Genomic DNA, 21,493 nt, shown 5'->3' with positions numbered 1-21,493 from the left:
CCGGCACCGTCGTGGCCCGAGGAGAAGATGGCGTGAGCTGGCTGTCCGCCGTCCCCCTCGTGCTGCTGGCCGCTGCCTGGGTCACGCTCCCGGGGCTGGTCGTCGGCCTCGCCGCCGGCCTGCGCGGGATCGCCGCCTGGGGCGCCGCCCCGATGCTGTCGGTCGGCGTGATCGCCGGGTCCGCCGTCGGCGCGAGCATGCTCGGCGTGCCCTGGAGCGGGGCCGCACCGGTCACCGCGGCGGCCGCGTTCGCGCTGCTCGTGGTGGGTGTGCGACGGCTGGTGCTGCGCCGCCCGCTGCTGCCGCGGCCCACCGTGGTGCGGGACGCCGCCGGGGAGTCGGTCCGGACACTGCTCCGCGGCGGACCCGACCGGCGCTGGACCGGGCTCGCCGCGCTCGGTGGGCTGACGATCGCCGCGGTGCTGGGCCTGCGGGCCGTGCTGCGCGGGATGGACCGTCCCGACGCGCTGTCCCAGACCTTCGACGCGAACTTCCACTACAACGCCGTCGCCCGGATCCTCGGGACGCACGACGCGTCGTCGCTCACCGTCGGCGGCCTGGTCAACTCCCCCGGTTTCTACCCCGCGGCCTGGCACGACGTCGTCTCGCTGGTGGCGCCGCTGGCCACCGGGCCGGGCGGGATCGTCGTCGCGTCGAACGTGGTCGCGCTGGTCACCACGCTGCTGGTGTGGCCGCTGTCGGTGCTCTTCCTGGTCCGCACCCTGGTCGGGCGCTCGGCCGGTGCCGCGCTGGCCGCGCCGGTGCTCGCGCTCGGGTTCGTCGCGTTCCCGTGGACGCTGGTCACCTACGGCGCGCTGTGGCCGAACCTGCTGGGCGTCTCGCTGGTGCCGGCCGCGCTGGCCGCGACAGCGCTCGCCGCGCGGCCGGGTCTCGGGCCGGACCCGGTGTCACCCGCCCGGCCGGGCCCGTACCCCCCGGGACGGGTGGCGCGCTGGTTCCCGGCGGGGGCCGCCGTCGTCGCGCTGGGGTTCGCGCACCCGAACGCGCTGTTCGGCGCCGTGGTCGTCGCGGTGCCGCCGATCCTGTGGGGCCTCGCGGGCGCGGTGCGCCGCGGGCTGCGCGGCGGCGTGTGGCCCACGGCGCGCGCGGTCGTCGCGGTACCGGTCGTGCTCGCCGCGCTCGGCGGCGTCGCCTGGTTCATGTTCGTCTCCCCCGCCCTCGACGGGATCCGCGGCTACTACTGGGAGCCGGAGGTCTCGGTCACCGACGCCGTGTGGAACGCGGTGCTGCACAACCCCGAGGACAACGCCCCGGCCTGGTCGATCGCGGTCCTCACGGTGGCCGGGGCGGTGTGGGCGCTGCGCCGGGCCCGCACGTCCTGGCTGGTCCCGGCGCACCTGCTCGTCTGCACGCTCTACGTCGTCGGCGCCACCACGTGGTCCTCGGTGTGGACCGGGGTCTGGTACAACGACTCGCCCCGGATCGCCGCGCTCGTCCCGGTGACCGCGGCCCCGCTGGCCGCGCTCGGCCTGGTGGCGCTGTGCTCGCTGGCCCGCACCCTCGCCTGCCTGGTCCGCGACCGCCTCACCCGGGCCGCGCCCGCCGTCGCCGGGCTGCCCCGGCCCCGGGCCGCGGTACTCGTCGCGATCGGGGTGATCGCCGTCGTCGTCACCTCGGGCGGGCTCTACCAGCGCTCGCACATCGACTCGCTCGCCGCGATCTACCAGACCCCGGAGGAGGTGCTGGTCGGCCCGGAGCAGGCCCGATTCCTGCGCGAGGCGGGCGACCTGCTGCCGTCGGACGCGGTGGTGGCGCAGAACCCGTGGGCCGGCACCGCGATGCTGTGGCCGCTCACCGACCGGCAGGTGCTGTTCCCGCACCTCACCGGGGTGTGGTCCCCGGACCAGCGGATCATCGCCGAGCGGCTGCGGGACGCCTCGAACGACCCGGCGGTCTGTGCGGCCGTCGCCGAGACCGGCACCGGCTACGTGATCACGGCGCCGCCCACGTTCTGGCAGCCCGACCCGCTGGCCACGCAGTGGCCGGGGCTTGACGACCTCGCCGACGCCGACGGGTTCGAGCTGCTCGCCCGCGACGGCGACAACGCGTTGTGGCGCATCACCGCCTGCGACGCGGGCCGGGTCGTCGGGTCCTGATCACCCGGTCGGGCACGGGACCGGCGGGGCCGTACGACCGCCGGTAGTCTCCGAGACCGGCCAGCGCCGGGGAATCGGGTCCGGTGGGTCGTCGACGGCTCCGGGTTCGGCGCCGGGAGAGGAGCGCGACCTCGATGGCCGGACCCACCTGGCTGTCCGCGCTGCCCACCGCACTCGTCGCGGTGTTCTGGGTGGTCGGGCCCGGTCTGCTCGTGCTGCGGGCGTGCGGGGTCCGCGGGATCACCGCCGGGGGCCTGTCCCCGCTGGTGTCGACCGCGGTCGTCTCGTCCTCGGCCGTGCTCGCGCCGCTCGTGGGGGTGCGCTGGGGGCCGTGGGTGCCGCTCGGCGTCGCGGTCGTGCTCGCGCTGCTCGGCGGCTTGTTCCGGGCCTTCGTCGCCCGCCGCCCGGCCGGCAGCGCGCTGCACCGGGGCTGGCGGACGGCGCTGCGGTCGTGGACCCCGGGCCGGCGGATCCGGGCCTCGCTGGCCCGCGTCCGCGCCCCGAGGGGCCGGTTCGCGAAGCGCCCCGAACCGATGACGACCGCGATGCCCCAGGTGTGGCGGACCTCCGCCCAGCGCGCGGGCACCGACGGCCGCCGGGCCGGGGTGGCCGCCGCGGCCGGCGTCGTCGTCGCCGCCGGGCTGGCGTGGTGGACGGTGGTGCTGGGGTTCGGCCCGGTGGACGCCCTGTCCTCGACCTACGACGGCGTCTTCCACTACAACGCCGTCGCCCACATCCTGCAGTCCGGCGACGCGTCGTCGCTGACGCTGGGCTCGCTGACGAACCCGTCCTCGGCGGTGGCGCTGTACCCGGCGGGCTGGCACGACCTCGTGTCGCTGGTCGCGATGCTGTCCGGCAGCGGGGTCCCGGTCGCCACCAACCTGACGGCCTGGGTCGTGGCGGGGGTGGTGTTCCCGCTGTCCGTGGCGGCGCTGAGCCGCCAGGTCATGGGCCCCTCGCCCGGTGCCGCCCTGGTCGCGCCGGTGCTGGCCACCGGGTTCACCGCCCTGCCGTGGGCGCTCATGTCGTTCGGGGTGCTGTGGCCGAACCTGCTCGGGGTGGCACTGCTGCCCGGGTACCTGACGTTGCTGCTGGCCGTCGTCGGGGTGGCCGAGCGCAGCGTCATCGGCGCGGCCGGCGCGGCGACCACCCTGGTCCTGACCCTGCCCGCGCTCGGTCTCGCCCACCCGAACGCGCTGTTCAGCCTCGCGGTGCTCGGCCTGTTCCCGGTGCTGTGGGGCATCGGCGTGCTGGCCCGGCGACGGCTGCTCACCCGCCGGTTCTGGCAGCCGGTGCTGGCCACGGTCGGCGTCGCCGGGATCGTCGCCGCCGTCCTGTGGTTCATGACGGCCTCACCGCTGACCGCCGGCGTGCGCAGCTTCGACTGGCCCGCGTTCACCGACGTGCCGACGGCGATCGGTCAGGTGCTGTTCAACTCCTCCAACGGCCGTCCCGACCTCGTCGTGCTGTCGGCTCTGGTCGTGATCGGCGCGGTGGCCGCGCTGCGGCACGTCGCGACGTCGTGGCTGGTTCCCGCGCACGTCGCCTCCGGCGCGCTGTACGTGCTGGCCGCGGCCGACGACGGCACGACCTCCGCCGCCCTCACCGGTGCCTGGTACAACGACTCCTACCGGCTGGCGGCGATGGTGCCCGTCACCGGGGCCGTGCTGGCCGTGGTCGGGCTGTGCGCCGTCGCGTCGGTCCTGCGCCACGTGCTGCTGCGGATCCCGCCCACCGCGGCGCCGGCCCGTCGGCAGGTGGTCGCGCCCGCGCTCGCGGCGGTGCTGCTCGCGGTGGTCGTCGCCACGACCGGCGGGATGTCGGTGGCGACGCACGCCGACGTCCTGGCCGGGCCGTACCAGCGGCCGTCGGACGCCATCCTCGAACCGGGGCAGCGCGAGTTCCTCGACGAGGTCGGGCGGATCGTCGGCCCCGACGACGTCGTGGCCGCGGACCCGTTCACCGGCAACTCCCTGCTGTTCCCGCTCACCGGGCGCCGGGTGCTGTTCCCGCATCTGATCGGGAACTGGACCCCGGAGCAGATCCTGCTGGCCACCCGGTTCCGCGACGTCGGGACCGACCCGACGATCTGCACGGCGGCCGCCGACCTCGGCGTCGACTGGCTCCTGACGGGGCCGATCACGTTCTGGCCGAGCCACGGGGGCGCCCGCTGGTACCCGGGGCTGCACGACATCGCGCCGGTGCCCGGGTTCGAGCTCGTCGCGACGGGCGGGGGCCAGGAGCTGTGGCGGCTCACCGCCTGCGCCCCGGGCGCGCCGGTGCCCCCCGGAGCGCAGGCGTTCGCCCCGCCCGGTCCGGACGGTGCGCCCCCGTCCCCGTACGGTGGGTGACCCCCCGACGCCCTCGACGGAGACCACGTGACCGACCTCCCCGAGTACGAACGCTCCCTGCGCATGGTGGAGCGGCGGACGCTCGCCACCGGGTTCGCCCGGCAGATCGCGATCACCACCGAACCCTTCCTCGACCTGCCGTTCCGTGACGCACGGGTGGTCGATCTCGGCTGCGGCTACGGCTACACCGCACTGGAGCTCGCAGGTCTGTGCCGGGAGGTCGTCGGCATCGAGCCGAACGGTGCGCTGGCCGCCGAGGCGACCCGGCTGGCCGCCGAGGGCGGGGCCGACAACTTCACGTTCCGTGTCCAGGGCATCGGCGAGTTCGGGCACGGCGACGACGCCGGCTCCTTCGACGTCGCCGTGCTCGACAACGTCCTGGAGCACCTCGACGACCAGCCCGACGCGCTGGAGCGGATCGCGTCCTGCCTGCGGCCCGGCGGCGTCGCCTACATCCTGGTGCCGAACCGGTGGTGGCCGATCGAGGCGCACTACGCGCTGCCGTTCCTGGCGTGGCTGCCGCTGCCGCTCGCGACCCGCTACCTGCGCTGGTCCGGGCGCGGCAGCGACTACACCGACGCCAGCTACGCCCCGAGCTACCTGCGGATGCGCCGGCTCCTCGCGCGCCGCCCCGACCTCGACGCCCGGTTCACCGTGCCCGGCGACGTCAGCCTGGCCGAGGGCGGCGGGTCGCGGCTGTACTCGCTGGGCGTCTCGGCGCTGCGCCGCTTCCCGGCGCTGTGGGCGATCTCGAAGGCGTTCCTCGTCGTCGCCGTGAAGAAGCAGCCCTGACCGTGGCGCGACGGCTCCTCGCCGCGGCCGACCTGGTCGTCGGCCCGGTCGTCGCCGTCGGGGTCGTCGCCGCGGGGCTGCTGCTCGCGGACCGGATCACGGTCCCGGCCGGGTCGAACGTCGGGCTGGCCCTCACCGCGACCGGTGGTGCGCTCGTCGCCGCGGTGCTGGCCGCCGCCGCGTGGAACCGGTCGCCGCTCGTCGCCGCGCCGCTGGCGTGGGTGGGGCTGGCGGCGCTGCCCGCGCTGCCGCTCACGCTGTTCCTGGCGAACACCCCGCACTACCTGTTCGGGGTCGGCGGCGACCAGCAGTTCCGGGTCGCGTTCCTGACCCGGTTCGCGGACTCGGCGCGCCTCGCGGACTTCGCCTACGCGGACATGCCGCCGTACTACCCGGCCGCGTGGTTCTGGCTCGGTGGGCGGGCCGCGGCGCTGCTGGGTGTCGACGCCTGGGCGTTCCACAAGCCGTTCTCGATCGCGACGCTGGCGGTCACCGCCGTCCTGACCTACGCCCTGTGGGCACTGGTGACGTCCCGCCCGCGGGCCGTCGGGGCCGCCGTGGCGACCACCCTCGCCGGGTTCGTGACACTCGCCGCGTACTCGCCGTACTCCTGGCTGACCGCGGCGCTCGTCCCGCCGCTGGCCGTGCTCGGGCTGCGGCTGGTGCGCCGGAACGGCGGCTCGTGGGTCCGGACGGCGCTGCTCGTCGGTCTCGTCCTCGGGCTGGCCGCGGTCACCCACACCCAGATCCTGGTGTTCGCCGGGTTCGTGCTCACGGTGCTGGCCGTCGACGGCCTGGTGACGCGGACGACCCGGCCCGCGACGCTCGCCGTGACGATCGTCGTGGTCGTCGCCGCGGCACTACCGACGGCCCTGGTGCACTGGCTGCCGTACCTGCTGGCCTCGGCCGGGCGGCCCACCTACAGCGCGGGCCAGCACTTCCTCGCCGAGGCGGGGTCGCGCTGGCCGCTGCCGATGCTGGAGGCGACCCCGGTCGGGGCGCTGTGCCTGCTGGGCACGGTGTGGATCGTGGCGCGGTTCCGCTCCTCGCCGGTCGCCCGCGGCCTCGGGATCACCGTGGCCTGCGGCTACGCCTGGTACCTGCTGTCGACGGCGGCGCTGGCGTTCGGCAGCACGCTGCTGGCGTTCCGCATCCAGCCGATCCTCACCGCGGCACTGGCCTGTGGTGCGGTGTGGGCGGTCGCCTCACTGGCCGGCGTCCTGCGCGACCGGGGTGTCCGTGCCGGGACCTGCGCGGCCGTGGCAACGGCGCTGGCCGCGGCGGTCGTCGTCGGGCAGGTGCAGTCCGTCCCGCAGGACTACGGGTGGACCGGGACGGCCCAGGACTACCGGCCCGACGGGACGCGGCCCGACGGCTCGCGGGACCCGGCGGACGCGAACGCCTGGCTCGGGGACCTGCGCAGCACGATCGACGGTCTGACCGGCCGTCCGCCGCGGGAGGTCGTCGTCGCGAGCGCGAACGCGACCCTGCTCAGCTACGTGCCGTACTTCGCGTTCCAGGCGTCGCAGCCGCAGTACGCGAACCCGCTCGCGGACTACCCGGCCCGCACCGACGAGGCCCGTCGCTGGGCGGCCGCGGCCGGACCGGCGCAGCTGCTCGACGCGCTGGACCGGGCCCCGGAGCGGGCACCGTCGGTGTTCGTGCTGGACCGGGCCGCCGACGGGACCCTGCGGCTGCCGCTGTCGCAGGACCGGTTCCCCGACCCGCGCCAGGGCGCCGAGCCCGCGGTGTTCGCCCCGCAGCTGTTCGACGACCCGGCCTGGCAGCGACGCGACGTCGGCCCCTACGCGGTGCTGGTCCGGGCCGGGGTGCCCCCGGTGCCCTGACGGCTCAGACCTCGACGACGGTGATCACGTTGCCGTCCGGGTCGCGGAGCATGAACAGTCGCGGCGCGCCGGGGGTGTCCTCGGTGGGCAGCGGCTCCATGTCCGCGACGAGCTCGGCCAGCCGGGCGTGCTCGGCGGCCAGGTCCGGGGTCTCGACACCGATGGCGCTGCCACCGGGCTCGTCGAACATCGGCGGGTTGAGCGCGAGCCGCGCGGTCGAGCCGGGCGGGGCGACCTCCAGCCAGCGGTACTCGTCGTTCTCGCCGAACCGGGTGTCGCCGCGGACCTCGAACCCGAGCACACGGGTGTAGAAGTCCAGGGCGGTGTCCTGGTCGGCGACGGTGAACATGACGACGCCGATGTTGTTCAGGGTGGTGGGGCGCTGCGTGGGTGTGCTCATGCCCGGTACGACCGCGGCGCGGGACGGAACTCATCGGTGCAGGCCACGACCCACGTCCGCGCGTGACTGTGACCGATTCGGGCCACGGCCCGACGCGGTTCGCGGAACACTGGCGGCCATGCTGCGCGCGCGCCGACAGGCTGCGGACCGCGGCCAGGACACGGGCCGGCTCTCCCCGGACCGCAGGATCCTCCTGGCCGCTGCCCTCGCGTCCCTGGCCGTCGGGGTGTGGGCGTGCTGGTCGGTGACCGTCGACGACGCCTACATCACCTACCGGTACAGCGCGAACCTCGCGCACGGGTTCGGGCCGATCTGGAACCCGGGCCGGACTCCGGTGGAGGGTTTCACCAACTTCGCGTGGATGGTGTGGCACGCGCCGTGGGTGTGGCTCGGTGTACCGCTGCCGGTGGTGTCGAAGCTGACCGCCGCCGCCTGTGCGGCGGCGATCGTGTGGGTGCTCGTCACCGAGCCTCGCACCCGCAGCGGCGCCGTGGTGGCCGCGGGGAGCTTCGTGCTGTTCCTCCCGACCTGGGTCCACGTCGACGCGGGGCTGGAGACCGCACCCTTCGCGCTGGTCGTGCTGCGGGCCGTCGTCCTCGCCGCGCGGCTGCTGCGCGACCCGGACGTCGTGGTCAGTTCCTGGGAGATGCCGGCGTTGCTGCTGCTCGCGGGAACCCTCCGCCCCGACGGAGTCCTCGGCGTGGGCCCCGCGCTGCTGGTGTGGCTGTGGCTGCGCCGTTCCCGGAGGTCGACCTGGCTGTGGACCGCGGGGGGCGGCGCACTGGGCGCCGGCTACGTGGCCGCGCGATGGGCTTACTACGGCCATCCGCTGCCGAACACCTTCTACGTGAAGGTCGGGGTGGAGGCCACGACCGACGGCCGGTGGATCGAGCTGACAGCCGCGACCCTGCTGCCGTTGCTCGCGTTCGCAGTCGCCGCGTTGTTCCGGTCGCGCACCGCGGGCCCGGCCGCGCTGGTGCTGGCGAGCTGCACCGCGCTGTGGATCATCCCGGCCCTGTCCGCACCGGCGATGGACTACCTGTCCCGGTTCGCCTGGCACGGGTTCCCGCTGGTGTGCCTGGCCGCGGCGTGGGCGCTGGACACGGTCGACCTGCGCCGGGTCGCAGCCGGAGCGGCGGTGGTCGCCGTCGGTTGGACGACGGTTGCAGGCCTCCTCGCACCGGACGGCCCCAGCATGGTCAACTACGGGGACGACCTCCGGCGCGCGCACATCGCCGTCGGTCTCGCCCTGGCCGACACCGACCTGCCGGCAGACCGACGGACCGTCGCGGTGTCCGATGCCGGGGCCATCCCGTACTTCTCCGGATGGACCGCCACCGACTACATCGGCCTCAACGACGGACGGATCGCGCACGGCGCCGACCCGACCGAGGTCCTGCAGGCCGACGACCCGTCCGTGGTGGTCGTCACCAGTTCCTCGCCCAGGCCGCCGGCCGCGTCGTGGCGGACGGATCTGACTCCGGTCCTCGCCGGCCGCGAGCTCGTCGGCGTCGCGCAGATGCGCCCGGAGTACTTCCAGCTCGTGTTCGCGACGCCGGACGTCGCCCCGCAGGTCCGGACGGCGCTGGACCGGCGCCTCGCCGAGGGCCGCGCGGTCACCGACGCCCGGCTCGACCCCGGCTACTCCCGCTGGCTGGAGCGGGTCCTCGGGCTCAGCTGAGGCGCCCCAGCACGTGCCCGCCGAGGGCGCGCAGCGCGGCGGCGTCGCGACGCAGGACCGCGCCGGGCAGCTGGACGGCGGCGTTGAGCCGCGACGACACATGCGCCCGGGCGGCGCGGGCGGCCCGGGGCAGCCCCCGGGCGTTCATACGGTCCGCCTCCGCCGCGAAGTAGCGGCGCTCCTCGGCGAAGCGATTCCCGGCGACCGCGCCCGACCCCGAGTCGCTGGAGCGGTGGCGCCGGTAGCGGAAGCAGACGTGGTCGTCGACGACCATCGTGCCGCCGTCGGCGATCACCGCGACCGGCAGCGCCAGGTCGAACACGTCCGCGGACTCCGGCATCGCGACCCGCGCCACCGCGTCGGTCCGCCAGCACAGCGACGGGTTGTACAGCCAGTTCCCCCGCAGCAGGCTCACCAGCAGGTCCTCGCCACCGACCGGGCGCGGGCCCGACCCGGACGGTGCGAGCAGCGCCTTGACCCGGTCGGCGAGCGGGCGGACCGGGCGGTCGTCGGCGTCCATCACGGCGACGCCCGGCTGCACCACCGCGGCGTCCGGCCAGCGCTCGTGCAGCGCGAGGACGGTGTCGAGGTAGTCGGGCTCCATGAGGTCGTCGGCGCCCATCATCACGAAGTACGGCAGCTCGACCGCCTCGATGCAGTACCGGTTGTTCGGCTGCGCGCCGAGCCGCTCGGGGTTGCGGTGGTACCGGATCCGGTCGTCGCCCAGGCCCGCGAACCAGGGGCCGATCGTGTCGTCGGGGTAGCCGTCGTCGACGACGGTGAGCCGCCAGTCGGTACGGCGCTGGTCCTGGACGCTGCGGACCGCACGGCGCAGGAGCTCCGGGTCGCCGTAGAAGGGGAGCATCACGTCGACGGGCACGCACCCGACGGTAGCGAGGCGGCCCCTGGCTAGGATCACCCGGCCTCACCAGCCACGACACCAGCCACGACCCGGAGCACGGCGATGGACATCCAGAACCACTACTACGGCCACTCGGCCGTCCTCGCCGCCTACGCCGGACTGTCCCGGCCCCGGCACATCGCCGGTCTGCTGCAGCACGGCTGGACCGCGGTCTCGCCCGTCGCCGCGCACTTCGCGGACTTCCCGAAGGTCGGCACCGACCCCCGGCAGCGACGTCTGCTGGTGTGGTCGCACGGCTGCCGCGGTTGGTCCCCCGCGGACGAGGACCGCACGACCACCCCGGTCGGCGCCCCGGTGCTCTACCTGGAGGCGCTGCTGCGCGCGCAGGGGTGGACGCCGTCGGAGCGGCTCGGGCCGGTGTTCGTCCCGTTCCACGGCACCCGGCTGGTCCGGGTGACCGGCGCGCACGCCGACCTGGCCCGTCAGGTCGCGAAGGTCGACGGCCCGTCGACGGTGTGCCTGCACCACGAGGACATGACCGACCCGGAGATCACCACGGCCTGGCGCGACGCCGGGCACACGCTGGTCACCGCCGGTCGGCGCGACGACCCGCACTTCCTGCTGCGGATCATGCACCTGGTCGGGAACGCGAGCCGGGTCTCGTCGAACCGGCTGTCGACGGCCGTGCTGTACGCGGCCGCCGTCGGCACCCCGGCCGCGGTGTGGGGGGACCCGCTGACGTTCGGGGCCCAGTCGTCGTCGGCGGTGGACGAGCTGCGCGCGACCTGGCCGGAGTTCCACACGGTCGATCCCACCGACGGGGCCCGCCCGGAGACCGGCGCCGCGGAGGCCGACGTCGCCGCGACCGCGCTGGCCCGCCGTGAGCTCGGCGCCGAGCACCTGCTCGACCCCGCTGCGCTGCGCTCCGTGCTCGGCTGGGGCCGCACCCCGGGCGTCGGGCCGGGTCTGCAGTACTACGCGGCGTCGCCGCTGGCGAAGGCCGCGATGGTGCTGGGGCTGACGAAGCGTTCCAAGGCCAGCACGCAGGCCATGTCGGCCGGCAGCTCGAACCCGCTGCTGTGGCTGCGTCACCCGCTGGCCGCGCTGCCGAAGCCGTTGCCGGGCGGTCTGCCCACGCCGGTCACGACCGAGGAGCCCCTCGACGCCTGACCACGCCGGTCAGGCCGGCCGGAAGATCCGGCGCACCAGCACCAGCAGCGCCACCCCGAGCAGCGCGGCCAGCACGAACCGCACCGACAGCCACAGGACGCCCTCGGACGGCAGCAGCACGCCGGCCCCGCACACGACGACGCCGACGGCCAGCGGCCCGGCCAGCACCGCCTCCCGCCAGCGGGTCGGCGACACCCTGCGACGCAGCAGCGACGTCCCGGCCGCCAGGGCCAGATAGATCAGCGGGAACCCGGCGGCGACGGCGGTCAGCGACCCGGTCCGGGCGAGCAGCACCGCCGCGACCACCCCGAGCACCAGGCTGACCGGGCTCGCGAAGGCCAGCCCGCCGCTGCGCCCGGACGCGAACACCAGGTGCACGTTGGCCAGGTAGACGACGCTGACCACGGCGCCGAGCGTCGCGACCGCGGTGACCGGCACCAGCTGCTCGGGGGCGAACGAGGCCGGGGCGAGGATGCGCAGCAGGAACGGCGCGAGCAGCGCGACCCCACCGGCCAGGGCGGCGGTGACGACGCCGACGTCGCGGGCGGTGCGTTCCAGGGCGGCGCCGCGGGCCTCGGGCGGCGTCCGGTAGATCACCGGCGCCCAGGCGTTGTTCAACGCCGAGACGATCATGGCGGGGGCGGAGCCGAGCAGCAGCGCGATCTGCATGCGGCCGCCGTCGGCGACACCGAAGTACCGGTTCACGATCAGCACGAGCGCGTTCTGCACCAGTAGCAGCGCGACCAGGTGCGGGACGGCGGGCAGCCCGATCCGCAGCGCCCGGCCGAAGTCGCCGCGTGCCGTCCGGGGGCGGCCGCCGCGCAGCGCAAGCACGAGCCCGGTCACCGCGGCGGCGAGGTAGCCGAGCAGCAGGCCGAACAGGTAGTCGTCGGCGTCGCTCGCCCGCCAGGCGACGAGCGCGAGCCCGGCGAGCGGGCCGCCGAGCGTCGCCACCCCGGACATGACCACGAACGGCACCGGCCGGTCCTGCACACGCAGGAACGCCTGGGCGTTGAGCACCACGACGAAACCGGCCGCGGCCAGCCCGGCGAAGACCAGCCCGGCCCGCCACGGCACCGACAGCACCGGTCCGCTCCACCACGGCCCGGCCAGCACCGCGAGCACGACCACGACCAGCGACAATGCGCTGCCCTGCAGCACCAGCGCCCGCGCGCCGTCGGCGCCGGAGCTCTCCAGGATCCCGTGCCGGGTGATCGACGACGCCAGGCCGAACCCGACGACCATCGCGCCGACCTGCACCAGGATCAGCCCGACCGCGACGACGCCGTACTCGGCGTCGCCCAGCAGCCGGGTGACGAACGGCGTGACGACGACGTTCGCCAGGATCGGGGCGACGCTGCCCAGGGTGTAGAGCGAGCCGCGCCCGAGTACCTCCCGGCTGGCGTCCACGCTCACGTCTCCCTCACGCGGAGTGCCCGAAGAACTCCCGGACCAGGGCGGAGACCCGGTCCACGTCGGTATCGGTGAGATCGGGGAACAGCGGCAGCGAGAGCTGCTGCGAGTAGTACTCCTCGGCGTTCGGGCACAGGCCGCGGCGGTAGCCGAGGTCGGCGAACACCGGGTGCCAGTAGGCGGGGATGTAGTTGACCTGCACCCCGATGCCCCGCTCGCGCAGGTGGTCGAACAGCGCGCGGCGGCGGCCGTCGAGCACGCGCAGCGGGTAGAGGTGCCAGGCGGGCTCGGCGCCGTCGCGGCGGACCGGGGTGCGGACCTCGGGCACGTCGGCGAGCGCGGCGTCGTAGCGGGCGTGGATCTCCCTGCGCCGCGCGGTGAACGCGGCCAGCCGCGTGAGCTGCGACGACCCGAGTGCGGCGAGCAGGTCGGGCAGCCGGTAGTTCAGCCCGAACGCGTGCACCTCCTGGTGCCACGGCCCCTCGTCGGGGAAACGCTGCGCGTCCCGGTCGCGGACGAGGCCGTGGTTGCGGAACGACCGGGCGCCCGCGACGAGGTCCGAGCTCGGGGACACGACCGCGCCGCCCTCCGCGGTGGTGAGGTTCTTGGTGGGGAAGAAGCTCAGCGTCGTCAGGTCGGCCAGGTCACCGACCGGGCGCCCGTGCCAGGTGCCGCCCACGGAGTGCGCGGCGTCCTCCAGCAGCAGGGCCCCTGCCTCGTGTGCCAGCGACCGCAGCGGTTCCGCGTCGATCGGGTGGCCCGCGTAGTCGACCCCGGCCACGACGGTGGTGTCCGGGGTGAGCGCGGCCTTCGCCGCGTCCGGGTCGAGGTTGCCGGTGTCGGGGCTGACGTCGGCGAACACGACGTTCGCGCCGAGCAGCGCCGCGGCGCTCGCCGTCGCCACGAATGTCAGCGGGGCGACCACGACGTCCTGGCCGGGGCCGACCCCGGCCGCGGCGTAGGCGACGTGCAGCGCCGCGGTCCCGCTGGTCACGGCCACCGCGGGGTTCCCGCAGACCGCGGCGAGGTCGTCCTCGAACCGGGTTACGGCCGGGCCGGTGGTCAACCAGTCGGTCCCGAGGACCGCCGTGACCGCCTCGACGTCGGACGACGAGATCGACTGCCGGCCGTAGGGGAGCATCAGTCGAGCGCCTCGACCATCGCGCGCAGCTGCTCGGGCGAGAGCCACAGGTCGTTGGTGTCCGACCGGTACGCCTGCCCGTCCGGGACCGGCTCCCCGTCGGCCGGGGAGGTGTAGCCCCAGCCGGCGATGTAGGGCTCGACGACGTAGCGGTCGGCCAGCTTGAGGGTCCGCCGCGAGTCGTCGGCGGCGATCATCTCCTCGTGCAGCTTCTCCCCCGGCCGGATCCCGATCTCGTGGGTCGCGGCGCCGGGGGCGATGGCCTCGGCGAGGTCGGTCATCCGCATCGACGGGATCCGTGGCACGTACAGCTCGCCACCCTGCATCGCGTCGAAGGAGTCGATGACGAACTGCACCGCGTCCGGCAGGGTGATCCAGAACCGGGTCATCCGCTTGTCGGTGATCGGCAGCGACTGGCCCTCGGCGGCGAGGCGCTTGAACAGCGGCACCACCGAGCCGCGGCTGCCGAGCACGTTGCCGTAGCGGACCACGGCGAACCGGGTCTCGTAGGCGGCGGCGTAGTGGTTCGCGCTCACGAACAGCCGGTCGGCGCACAGCTTGGTGGCGCCGTAGAGGTTGATCGGGCTCGACGCCTTGTCCGTCGACAGCGCGACGACCTTCTTCACCCCGGCGTCGATCGCGGCCTCGACGACGTTCTGCGAGCCCTCGACGTTGGTCCGGATGAACTCGAACGGGTTGTACTCGGCGGTGTCCACCTGCTTGAGCGCGGCGGCGTGCACGACGTAGTCGACACCGTGCATCGCGCGGCGCAGGCGCGGCTGGTCCCGGACGTCGCCGAGGAACCAGCGCAGCCGCGGGTCGTTCTCGAACAGCGAGCGGCACTCGTACTGCTTCAGCTCGTCACGCGACAGGATCACCAGCCGCCGCGGCTCGTAGCGGTCGAGCAGGGTGCGGACGAAGGCCTTCCCGAAGGACCCCGTCCCGCCCGTGACCAGGACCGACGAGCCCTTGAGTACCGACATCACGCCTCCAGATCTGCGGAATTTCTTCCGCCCGGCATGATGGCACGCGCTCAACCGGACGAATCGAAGCAGGTACGGGTGCGGGTCAACGCGGTCATCCAGGCGCGGACGGGGTCGACGCGGCTCCCGGGCAAGGTGCTCACCGATCTCGGCGGGACACCGGTGCTCGACCGGGTGGTCGCGGCCGCCCGTGCCGCCGAGGGCGTCGACCGGGTGGTCGTCGCGACCTCGACCGCCGCGGGCGACGACGCCGTGGCCGAGCGGGCCGCGGCGCTCGGCGCCCCGGTGGTGCGCGGCTCCGAGGACGACGTGCTCGCCCGCTTCGTCCAGGCCGCCGACGAGCACCCCTGCGACGCCGTGGTGCGCCTGACCGCGGACTGCCCGCTGCTCGACCCGGCGCTGGTGTCGCTGGTCGCCGCGACCTGGCGGGACGCCCCCGGCCACGACTACGTCGCGACCACCCTGGTGCGCACCCTGCCCCGCGGCCTCGACGTCGAGCTGGCGCGCACCGGTGCGCTGCGCGAGCTGGCCGGCACCGCGACCGGCCACGACCGGATCCACGTGACGTCGGGCCTCTACGGCGCCCCGGAGCGGTTCCGCTGCCTCGGGCTCGTCGTCGCCCCGGCGGCCGACGACCTGCGCGTCACCCTCGACACCGCCGACGACCTGCACGCCCTGCAGGGCCTGGTGGAGGCACTGGGCGGCCGGAGCGACTGGCGGTCGGTGGTGGCGGTGCTGCGGTCACGACCCGACCTGGTGGAGCGCAACGCGCACGTCCGCCAGAAGTCCCTCGCCGAGGGCTGACCGTGCGTCTGCTGCTGCGTTGCGACGCCGGGCCGTCGACGGGGGTGGGGCACGCCGTCCGGTGTGCCGCGGTCGCCGAGGCCGCGGCGCTCTCCGGGCACGAGGTGTCCTGGTCGGGACGGCTCGACGGGCTGGACTGGCTGTGGTCCGGGCTGGTCCGGGAGCCCGGACCCGTCCTGCCCCCGGCCGACACCGCCGGCGGACTCGCTGCGCTGGCCCGTGAGCACCGGATCGACGCCGTGCACGTCGACCACTACCTGCTCGGCGACGACCTGCGTCCGGCCCTGCACGACGCCGGGGTCGTGCTGTCCACGGTGGAGGACTTCGCGACCGGCCGGCGTCCCGGCGACGTCGTGGTCGACCCCAACATGGGTGCCGACGACCACGCCCGCCCCGACGACGGCTCCCCCGTCCTGCTCCGCGGCCCCGGCTACGCCCCGCTGCGGCTGGCGGCCCGCCGTGCCCGCGCCCGGCGGGCCCTGCGCACCGCCGACGCCCCCGGCACCGGGCCGCTCCGCGTACTGGTCGTCATGGGCGGGACCGACGCCGCCGGGCTGCTGCCCCGGGTGGTCACCGCCCTCGCCGCCGCGGACGCCCCCGCCGCGGTCGACGTCGTCGTCCCCGGCGGGCGGCCCCTCGACCTGCCCGCCGGCGGGCCCGCCACGTTCCGCGCCGTCCCGCCGCTGTCCGACCTGCCCGCCGCGATGGCCGAGGCCGACCTCGTCGTCAGCGCGGCCGGGACGACGGTGTGGGAGCTGTGCTGCGTGGGCGTCCCGATGGCGCTGGTCCGGGCCGCGGACAACCAGACCGAGGGCTACCGCACCGTCGTCGACGCCGGTGCCGCCGCCGGGCTGGGCGGGCCCGGGGACCTCACCGACCCGGCTGGAGCCGCAGCCGTGTTGCGCGCCCTGCTGACCGGCCCGGACGCCCGCGCCGCGCTCGCCGGCCGGGCCGCGACCGTCGTCGACGGCCAGGGCGCGGGCCGGGTCGTGGACGCCCTGGCCACCGCGGTGGGCACGTCCTCCGGCCGGGAGGCACGCGTCGCCGCCGAGGAGCGGGTGCTCGCCGGGGTGCTCCGCGCCCGCCCCGCCCGGGCGGGCGACGCCGAGCTCCTCCTGGCCTGGCGCAACGACCCCGGCACCCGGCGCTGGTCGCGCAGCCACGACGAGGTCGACCTCGCGACGCACCGCCGCTGGCTCGCCGGGTCGCTGGACCGCGACGACCGGCTGCTCCTGGTCGTCGACGACGCCCGCGGCCCGGTCGGCACCGTCCGCTGGGACCGCGCGGACGCCGCCTGGGAGGTGTCGATCACGGTCGCGCCGGAGCGCCGTGGGGAGGGTCTCGCCGGGCCGCTGCTGCGGGCCGGGGAGGACGCGCTGCGCGCCCGCACCGGCGCCGGGACCCCGGTGACCGCCGTCGTGCACACCGGCAACGACGCCTCGGCCCGGCTGTTCGCCCGTGCGGGCTACGGCGACCCCACCGGACCCGACGCGGACGGCTTCCGGACCCTGCACCGCGTGCTGTGACCGGTCGGGTGTCGTGACGCAACCCGCACGGCACCCCTCCGGCACACCGATGTGACCTACCCTTCGCGCGTGTCCGGATCCCGTCCCGCGCTCCCCGCGGCCGACCTCGCCCGCGTGGTCGTGTTCGCCGCGTTCATCGCCGTCCTCGGGCTGTTCCCCGGCTTCGCCGGAGTGGCCGGGGTCCCGATCGTCCTGCAGAACGTCGGCCCGATCCTGGCCGGTGTGATCCTCGGGTGGCGGCTCGGCACGGCCTCGGTCGCGCTGCTGCTGGTGCTCACCGCGGTCGGGCTGCCGCTGCTGTCCGGCGGCCGCAACGGCGCCGCGTTCTTCGGCCCCAGCGGCGGGTTCCTCGTCGGCTGGCTGTTGTCCGCGCTGGTCGCGGGCCTGGTCGTGGCGCGGTTCCGGTCGCGGTCGCTGCCCGTGCTGCTGCTCGCCTGCCTGGCCGGGCTGCTCGCCGACTACGTGATCGGCATGCCGTGGCTGGGCGTCTACATCGGCGACGTCACCGGCGGGATCGTGCAGTCCCTGGTCTTCGTGCCCGGTGACCTGATCAAGATCGTGCTGGCCGCGCTGATCGCGTCGCTGGTGCACCGGGCCCTGCCGGACCTGCTGCCGGTCCGCTCCGCGTCGTCCGAGCCCCGGGTCCGGTGAGCGGGGCGGAACGCGAGACCGCCGACGACGCGGCCGCGCCCGTCGTCCCCGCCCCCTGGCTCCCGCGCGGTCTCGCCGACGCCGTCGCCGCGGCCGGGGAGCGCCTCGCCCGGCTCGGGGTGCGGGCCGGGGAACGCGTCGTGCTCGACACCCCCACCCGGGCCCGCTGGGCGGTGCTGCCCTACCTGCTCGCCGCGGACCGGCTGGGCGCGGCGTCGCTGCTGGCCGACGCCGGCTGGACCGGCCGCGAACGCGACGCGGTGCTCGCCGACGCCGCGCCGCACCACGTCGTCGGCACCGACGGCCGGGCCGCGACCGCCGACGGCGGAGCGCGGACGCCCGGGCTGTTCCTGCTCCCGACGACCTCGGGCAGCACCGGTGTCCCCACCGTGCTGGCCCGTGACCGGCGCTCCTGGCGGATCGGGTTCGACATCCTCGGTGCGCTGCCCGGACCGGTCCTCGTGCCGGGACCGCCGTCCTCGACGCTGTACCTGTTCGGGGCGCTGCACGCGCTGCACCACGGTCTGGGCCTGGTCACCCGCGGCCGGCTCGACCCGACCGACCTGCCCGACGGCGGCTCGGTCCACCTCGTCCCCGCCCAGCTCAGCGCCCTGCTCGACGAGCGGGAGCGCCGCCCGGGCGGCCCCGCGCCACGGGTCGTGGTGTGCGGTGGCGCGCACGTCGCGCCGGGGATGCGGGAGCGGGTCGCGCGGCTGCTGCCCGGCACCACGCTGCTCGAGTACTACGGCTCGGCCGAGCACTCGCTGATCGCCACCCGCCGCGACGACGGCCCGCTGCGCCCGGTCGAGGACGTGCACCTCACCGTGCGCGACGACGTGCTGTGGGTGGACAGCCCGCAGTCGGTGCACGGCCGGTTCATCCGTGGCGCACTCCTCCCGGCCGGCCCCGGTCCGACGACCGTCGGCGACCGCGCCGAGCTCACCGACGACGGCGGCCTGACCGTCCTCGGCCGCGCCGCCACCACCATCTCCTCCGGCGGCACGCTGGTCGCCGCCGAGGAGGTCGAGCAGGTGCTGCGCGGCGTCGCGGGCGTCGGGGACGTCGTCGTCGCCGGGACCCCGCACGCGTCGCTGGGGATGGTGGTCACGGCGGTCGTCGAGGCCCGCGACGGTGTCCCGGACCGGCGGGCGCTGCGCGCCGCGGCGCGGGCCGGGCTGTCCCCGGCGAAGCGGCCGCGCCGCTGGCTGGTCACCCGGGCGTTGCCGCGGCTGGGCTCGGGCAAGCCCGCCCGCGCCGCCGTCGACGCCGCACTGCGCGACGGGACCCTCGACGCCGTCCCGCTCGGGGACCCCGAGTGACCGGCCCCGGCGGCGACACCACGGCCGACACCCCGGTCGTCGTCGCCGCGCGGCGCACCCCGATCGGCACCGCGGGCGGCGCGCTGCGCGCGGTGACCGTCGACGCGCTCGCCGCGCCCGTCCTCGCGGCGCTGGCCGGGACCCTCGGCGGCCCGGTCGACGACGTGCTGCTCGGCAACGTCTTCGGCCCCGGCGGCAACCCGGCCCGGGTCGCGGCGCTCGCCGCCGGGCTCGGCGACGACGTGCCCGGCCTGACCGTGGACCGGCAGTGCGCGAGCGGGCTGGCCGCGATCCTTCTCGCCGCCGCGGGCATCCGCGCCGGGGACGGCGCCGGCTACCTCGCCGGGGGCGCCGAGTCGCCGTCGACCGCGCCCACGCGGACCTGGGCCGACGGCACCGTCTACACCCGCGCGCCGTTCGCCCCGGCCGGTCACCCGGACCCGGACATGGGGCCCGCCGCCGACGACGTCGCCACCCGGGCGGGCCTCTCCCGCGCGCGGCTCGACGCGTTCGCCGCCCGCAGCCACGCCCGCGCCGTCGACGCGCAGCGCCTCGGCCGCTTCGACGACGAGCTGGTCCCGGTCGGTGCCGTGCTCACCGACGAGCGTCCCCGCGACCGCTTCGCCCCCGAGCGGCTCGCCCGGTTCCGGCCCGCGTTCACTCCCGGCGGCGTGCACACCGCCGCGAACTCCTGCGGGGTGAACGACGGGGCCGCCGCCGTCGCGCTGGTGCCGGAGTGGCGACGCCGGGAGCTGGGCGTGCCCGGCCTCGCGCTGGTCTCGGCCGCCACCCGGGGCTGCCCCCCGGCCGACCTCGGTCTGGGCGCCGTCCCCGCCCTCGCCGCGCTCCGCGACCGGCCGAAGTCCCCGGACGCCGTCGAGTTCACCGAGGCGTTCGCCGGGCAGGCGCTGGCCTGCCTCGACGCGGCCGGGATCGACGAGCAGCGGGTGAGCCCGGACGGCGGCGCGATCGCGCTCGGCCACCCCTGGGGCGCCTCCGGCGCGGTGCTGGTCGTGCGGCTGTTCCACCGGCTCGTCGTGCAGGACCGCGGCGAGACCGGGATCGCGGCGCTGTCCTCCGGCGGCGGCCTCGGCGTCGCGACGAGCTGGCGGGTGGTCCGGTGATCGAGTTCGAGGCGGTCGGGCACCGCTACGGCGAGCGCACCGTCCTCGACGGCGTCACCCTCACCCTCGCCGAGCCCCGGGTCGCGCTGGTCGGCGCGAACGGCTCCGGCAAGTCCACGCTGGCCCGGACCGTGAACGGGCTCGTCGCACCGAGCTCGGGCAGCGTCCGCGTCGACGGCCGCGACCCCGCCCGCGACGGTGCCGCCGTCCGCCGCCGGGTCGGGTTCGTCTTCAGCGACCCGGACTCCCAGATCGTCATGCCGACCGCCGGTGAGGACGTCGCGTTCTCGCTGCGCCGGACCGTGCGCGACCGGGCCGAGCGCGCCCGGCTCGCCGCGGAGACCCTGGCCGGGTTCGGGCTGGGCGACCACGTCGAGCACCCCGCGCACCAGCTCTCCGGTGGGCAGAAGCAGCTGCTCGCGCTGGCCGCGGTGCTCGTGCTGGATCCGGACGTGCTGGTCTGCGACGAGCCGACCACCCTGCTCGACCTGCGCAACAAGCGCGCCTTCGCCGACCGGCTCGCCGGGCTGCGCCAGCAGGTCCTGCTCGCCACGCACGACCTGGACCTGCTGACGGGCTTCGACCGCGTCGTCGTCCTCGACGGCGGGCGGGTCGTCGCCGACGACGAGCCCGGTCCGGCCGTCGCGTACTACCGCAGGCTCTGCGGCTCGTGACCCCGCTGGGGCTCTACGCGCCCGGTGACAGCCTGCTGCACCGGGCGCCCGCCGGGCCGTCGCTGCTCGTGGTGCTGGCCCTCGCGGTCGGGGCGGTGCTCACCGAGGACCCGCGGGTGCTCGGCGGGCTGTGCCTGGCCGTCGCCGCCGGCTACCTGGTCGCCCGGATCCCGTGGCACCGGGCCCGGCCGGTGCTGCGCACGCTGGTGCTGCTGGCCGTGCTGCTCGGGGCGGTCCAGTGGTGGCTGCTCGGGCCGGAACGGACGCTGGTGATCGTGCTCCGGCTGGTCGCCGCGATGGGCGCGGCGGCCCTGTTCACCCTCACCACCCGGGTGGACGACCTGGTCGGCGCCGTGGAGCGGGGACTCGGCCCGCTGCGCCGGTTCGGTCTCGCACCCGAACGCCTCGGCCTTCTCGTCGGGCTGACGGTGCAGTCGATCGGGACGCTGTCCGGCATCGCAGGGCAGGTCCGGGCCGCGGCGAAGGCGCGCGGGGCGGACCGCTCCCCGACGGCGTTCGCGGTGCCGTTCCTGGTGCGGACGCTGCGGCACGCGGACGCGCTCGGGGAGGCACTCGCCGCGCGCGGGTGGGGCGACGAGGAACCCGACGACCGACCCGGATCCCGAGGGATGGACTAA

At 75.9% G+C, this 21,493-nt stretch carries 18 protein-coding genes; 13 read left to right on the top strand and 5 right to left on the bottom strand.

The features are described from left to right. The first annotated feature begins 32 nt into the window (after positions 1 to 32). From ATL51_RS17135 to ATL51_RS28305, 4 genes are all read left to right on the top strand, one after another. Positions 33 to 2,117: a DUF6541 family protein gene (locus tag ATL51_RS17135; RefSeq protein ID WP_100879180.1), complete on the top strand. Its 2,085-nt coding sequence runs from the start codon at positions 33 to 35 to the stop codon at positions 2,115 to 2,117. A gap of 134 nt (positions 2,118 to 2,251) precedes the next feature. Then, on the top strand, positions 2,252 to 4,468 hold the full coding sequence (locus tag ATL51_RS17130; protein WP_100879179.1) for a DUF6541 family protein: 2,217 nt from the start codon (positions 2,252 to 2,254) through the stop codon (positions 4,466 to 4,468). 27 nt (positions 4,469 to 4,495) lie between these two features. Then, positions 4,496 to 5,260, top strand: coding sequence for a class I SAM-dependent methyltransferase (locus tag ATL51_RS28690; protein WP_073573795.1), 765 nt, complete (start codon positions 4,496 to 4,498; stop codon positions 5,258 to 5,260). Between the two features lie 2 nt (positions 5,261 to 5,262). Further along, positions 5,263 to 7,107 carry an arabinofuranosyltransferase gene (locus ATL51_RS28305; protein WP_167410008.1) on the top strand — a complete coding sequence of 615 codons (1,845 nt, stop codon included), beginning with the start codon at positions 5,263 to 5,265 and terminating at the stop codon, positions 7,105 to 7,107. 4 nt (positions 7,108 to 7,111) lie between these two features. On the opposite strand, the gene ATL51_RS17110 is transcribed toward ATL51_RS28305, so the two are convergent. Further along, the gene (locus ATL51_RS17110) at positions 7,112 to 7,507 is read right to left on the bottom strand and encodes a VOC family protein (RefSeq protein ID WP_073573793.1); all 396 of its coding nucleotides are present in this window, start codon (positions 7,505 to 7,507) and stop codon (positions 7,112 to 7,114) included. Positions 7,508 to 7,625: 118 nt separating this feature from the next. On the opposite strand from ATL51_RS17110, the gene ATL51_RS17100 reads away from it, so the two are divergent. Next, entirely contained in the window at positions 7,626 to 9,188 is a 1,563-nt protein-coding gene (locus tag ATL51_RS17100; protein WP_157818403.1) for a hypothetical protein, read from the top strand. Here ATL51_RS17100 and ATL51_RS17095 read toward each other — a convergent pair. Beyond that, complete coding sequence (locus ATL51_RS17095) at positions 9,181 to 10,068, bottom strand: glycosyltransferase family 2 protein (protein ID WP_100879175.1); 888 nt, start codon at positions 10,066 to 10,068, stop codon at positions 9,181 to 9,183. The two genes, ATL51_RS17100 and ATL51_RS17095, sit on opposite strands and share 8 nt — an antisense overlap. Before the next feature lie 84 nt (positions 10,069 to 10,152). Here ATL51_RS17095 and ATL51_RS17090 point away from each other — a divergent pair, with 84 nt between their 5' ends. Next, positions 10,153 to 11,220 (top strand): hypothetical protein, encoded by a 1,068-nt coding sequence (locus tag ATL51_RS17090; RefSeq protein WP_100879174.1) that lies wholly within the window; start codon positions 10,153 to 10,155, stop codon positions 11,218 to 11,220. 9 nt (positions 11,221 to 11,229) lie between these two features. On the opposite strand, the gene ATL51_RS17085 is transcribed toward ATL51_RS17090, so the two are convergent. From ATL51_RS17085 to pseB, 3 genes are read right to left on the bottom strand one after another with little or no spacing between them, the layout of a single operon-like run. Next, positions 11,230 to 12,630: a lipopolysaccharide biosynthesis protein gene (locus tag ATL51_RS17085; RefSeq protein WP_157818402.1), complete on the bottom strand. Its 1,401-nt coding sequence runs from the start codon at positions 12,628 to 12,630 to the stop codon at positions 11,230 to 11,232. Positions 12,631 to 12,643: 13 nt separating this feature from the next. After that, the gene (locus ATL51_RS17080; RefSeq protein ID WP_100879172.1) at positions 12,644 to 13,774 is read right to left on the bottom strand and encodes a DegT/DnrJ/EryC1/StrS family aminotransferase; all 1,131 of its coding nucleotides are present in this window, start codon (positions 13,772 to 13,774) and stop codon (positions 12,644 to 12,646) included. After that, positions 13,774 to 14,757, bottom strand: coding sequence for a UDP-N-acetylglucosamine 4,6-dehydratase (inverting) (gene pseB / locus ATL51_RS17075; protein ID WP_100879171.1), 984 nt, complete (start codon positions 14,755 to 14,757; stop codon positions 13,774 to 13,776). The genes ATL51_RS17080 and pseB overlap by 1 nt, the downstream gene beginning before the upstream one ends. Before the next feature lie 78 nt (positions 14,758 to 14,835). Between pseB and ATL51_RS17070 the strand changes: the two genes are divergently transcribed. The 7 genes from ATL51_RS17070 to ATL51_RS17040 all read left to right on the top strand — a co-directional run bounded on the left by ATL51_RS17070 (position 14,836) and on the right by ATL51_RS17040 (position 21,493). Further along, positions 14,836 to 15,561: a glycosyltransferase family protein gene (locus ATL51_RS17070; protein WP_301549061.1), complete on the top strand. Its 726-nt coding sequence runs from the start codon at positions 14,836 to 14,838 to the stop codon at positions 15,559 to 15,561. Between the two features lie 2 nt (positions 15,562 to 15,563). After that, complete coding sequence (locus ATL51_RS29475) at positions 15,564 to 17,087, top strand: bifunctional UDP-2,4-diacetamido-2,4,6-trideoxy-beta-L-altropyranose hydrolase/GNAT family N-acetyltransferase (protein WP_100879170.1); 1,524 nt, start codon at positions 15,564 to 15,566, stop codon at positions 17,085 to 17,087. A 69-nt stretch (positions 17,088 to 17,156) separates the two neighbouring features. After that, complete coding sequence (locus ATL51_RS17060) at positions 17,157 to 17,738, top strand: biotin transporter BioY (protein ID WP_073573787.1); 582 nt, start codon at positions 17,157 to 17,159, stop codon at positions 17,736 to 17,738. Beyond that, the gene (locus ATL51_RS17055) at positions 17,735 to 19,057 is read left to right on the top strand and encodes an AMP-binding enzyme (protein ID WP_100879169.1); all 1,323 of its coding nucleotides are present in this window, start codon (positions 17,735 to 17,737) and stop codon (positions 19,055 to 19,057) included. Before ATL51_RS17060 ends, ATL51_RS17055 begins: the two co-directional genes overlap by 4 nt. Beyond that, positions 19,054 to 20,181: a thiolase family protein gene (locus ATL51_RS17050; protein WP_100879168.1), complete on the top strand. Its 1,128-nt coding sequence runs from the start codon at positions 19,054 to 19,056 to the stop codon at positions 20,179 to 20,181. Before ATL51_RS17055 ends, ATL51_RS17050 begins: the two co-directional genes overlap by 4 nt. Continuing rightward, positions 20,178 to 20,855 (top strand): energy-coupling factor ABC transporter ATP-binding protein, encoded by a 678-nt coding sequence (locus tag ATL51_RS17045; RefSeq protein ID WP_073573784.1) that lies wholly within the window; start codon positions 20,178 to 20,180, stop codon positions 20,853 to 20,855. The genes ATL51_RS17050 and ATL51_RS17045 overlap by 4 nt, the downstream gene beginning before the upstream one ends. After that, positions 20,852 to 21,493, top strand: coding sequence for an energy-coupling factor transporter transmembrane component T family protein (locus ATL51_RS17040; RefSeq protein WP_100879167.1), 642 nt, complete (start codon positions 20,852 to 20,854; stop codon positions 21,491 to 21,493). The genes ATL51_RS17045 and ATL51_RS17040 overlap by 4 nt, the downstream gene beginning before the upstream one ends.

The organism is Pseudonocardia alni, assembly GCF_002813375.1.
Classification (GTDB): domain Bacteria; phylum Actinomycetota; class Actinomycetes; order Mycobacteriales; family Pseudonocardiaceae; genus Pseudonocardia; species Pseudonocardia alni.
Note: the sequence above shows the minus strand (reverse complement) of the source record. Positions and strands in the feature narration are given on the sequence as shown.

Excerpts from the sequence above, each read along its gene's own strand:
- ATL51_RS17130 (WP_100879179.1), top strand. The coding sequence starts at position 2,252 with ATGGCCGGACCCACCTGGCTGTCCGCGCTGCCCACCGCACTCGTCGCG.
- ATL51_RS17110 (WP_073573793.1), bottom strand. The coding sequence starts at position 7,507 with ATGAGCACACCCACGCAGCGCCCCACCACCCTGAACAACATCGGCGTC.
- ATL51_RS17100 (WP_157818403.1), top strand. The coding sequence starts at position 7,626 with ATGCTGCGCGCGCGCCGACAGGCTGCGGACCGCGGCCAGGACACGGGC.
- ATL51_RS17090 (WP_100879174.1), top strand. The coding sequence starts at position 10,153 with ATGGACATCCAGAACCACTACTACGGCCACTCGGCCGTCCTCGCCGCC.
- ATL51_RS17080 (WP_100879172.1), bottom strand. The coding sequence starts at position 13,774 with ATGCTCCCCTACGGCCGGCAGTCGATCTCGTCGTCCGACGTCGAGGCG.
- pseB (WP_100879171.1), bottom strand. The coding sequence starts at position 14,757 with ATGTCGGTACTCAAGGGCTCGTCGGTCCTGGTCACGGGCGGGACGGGG.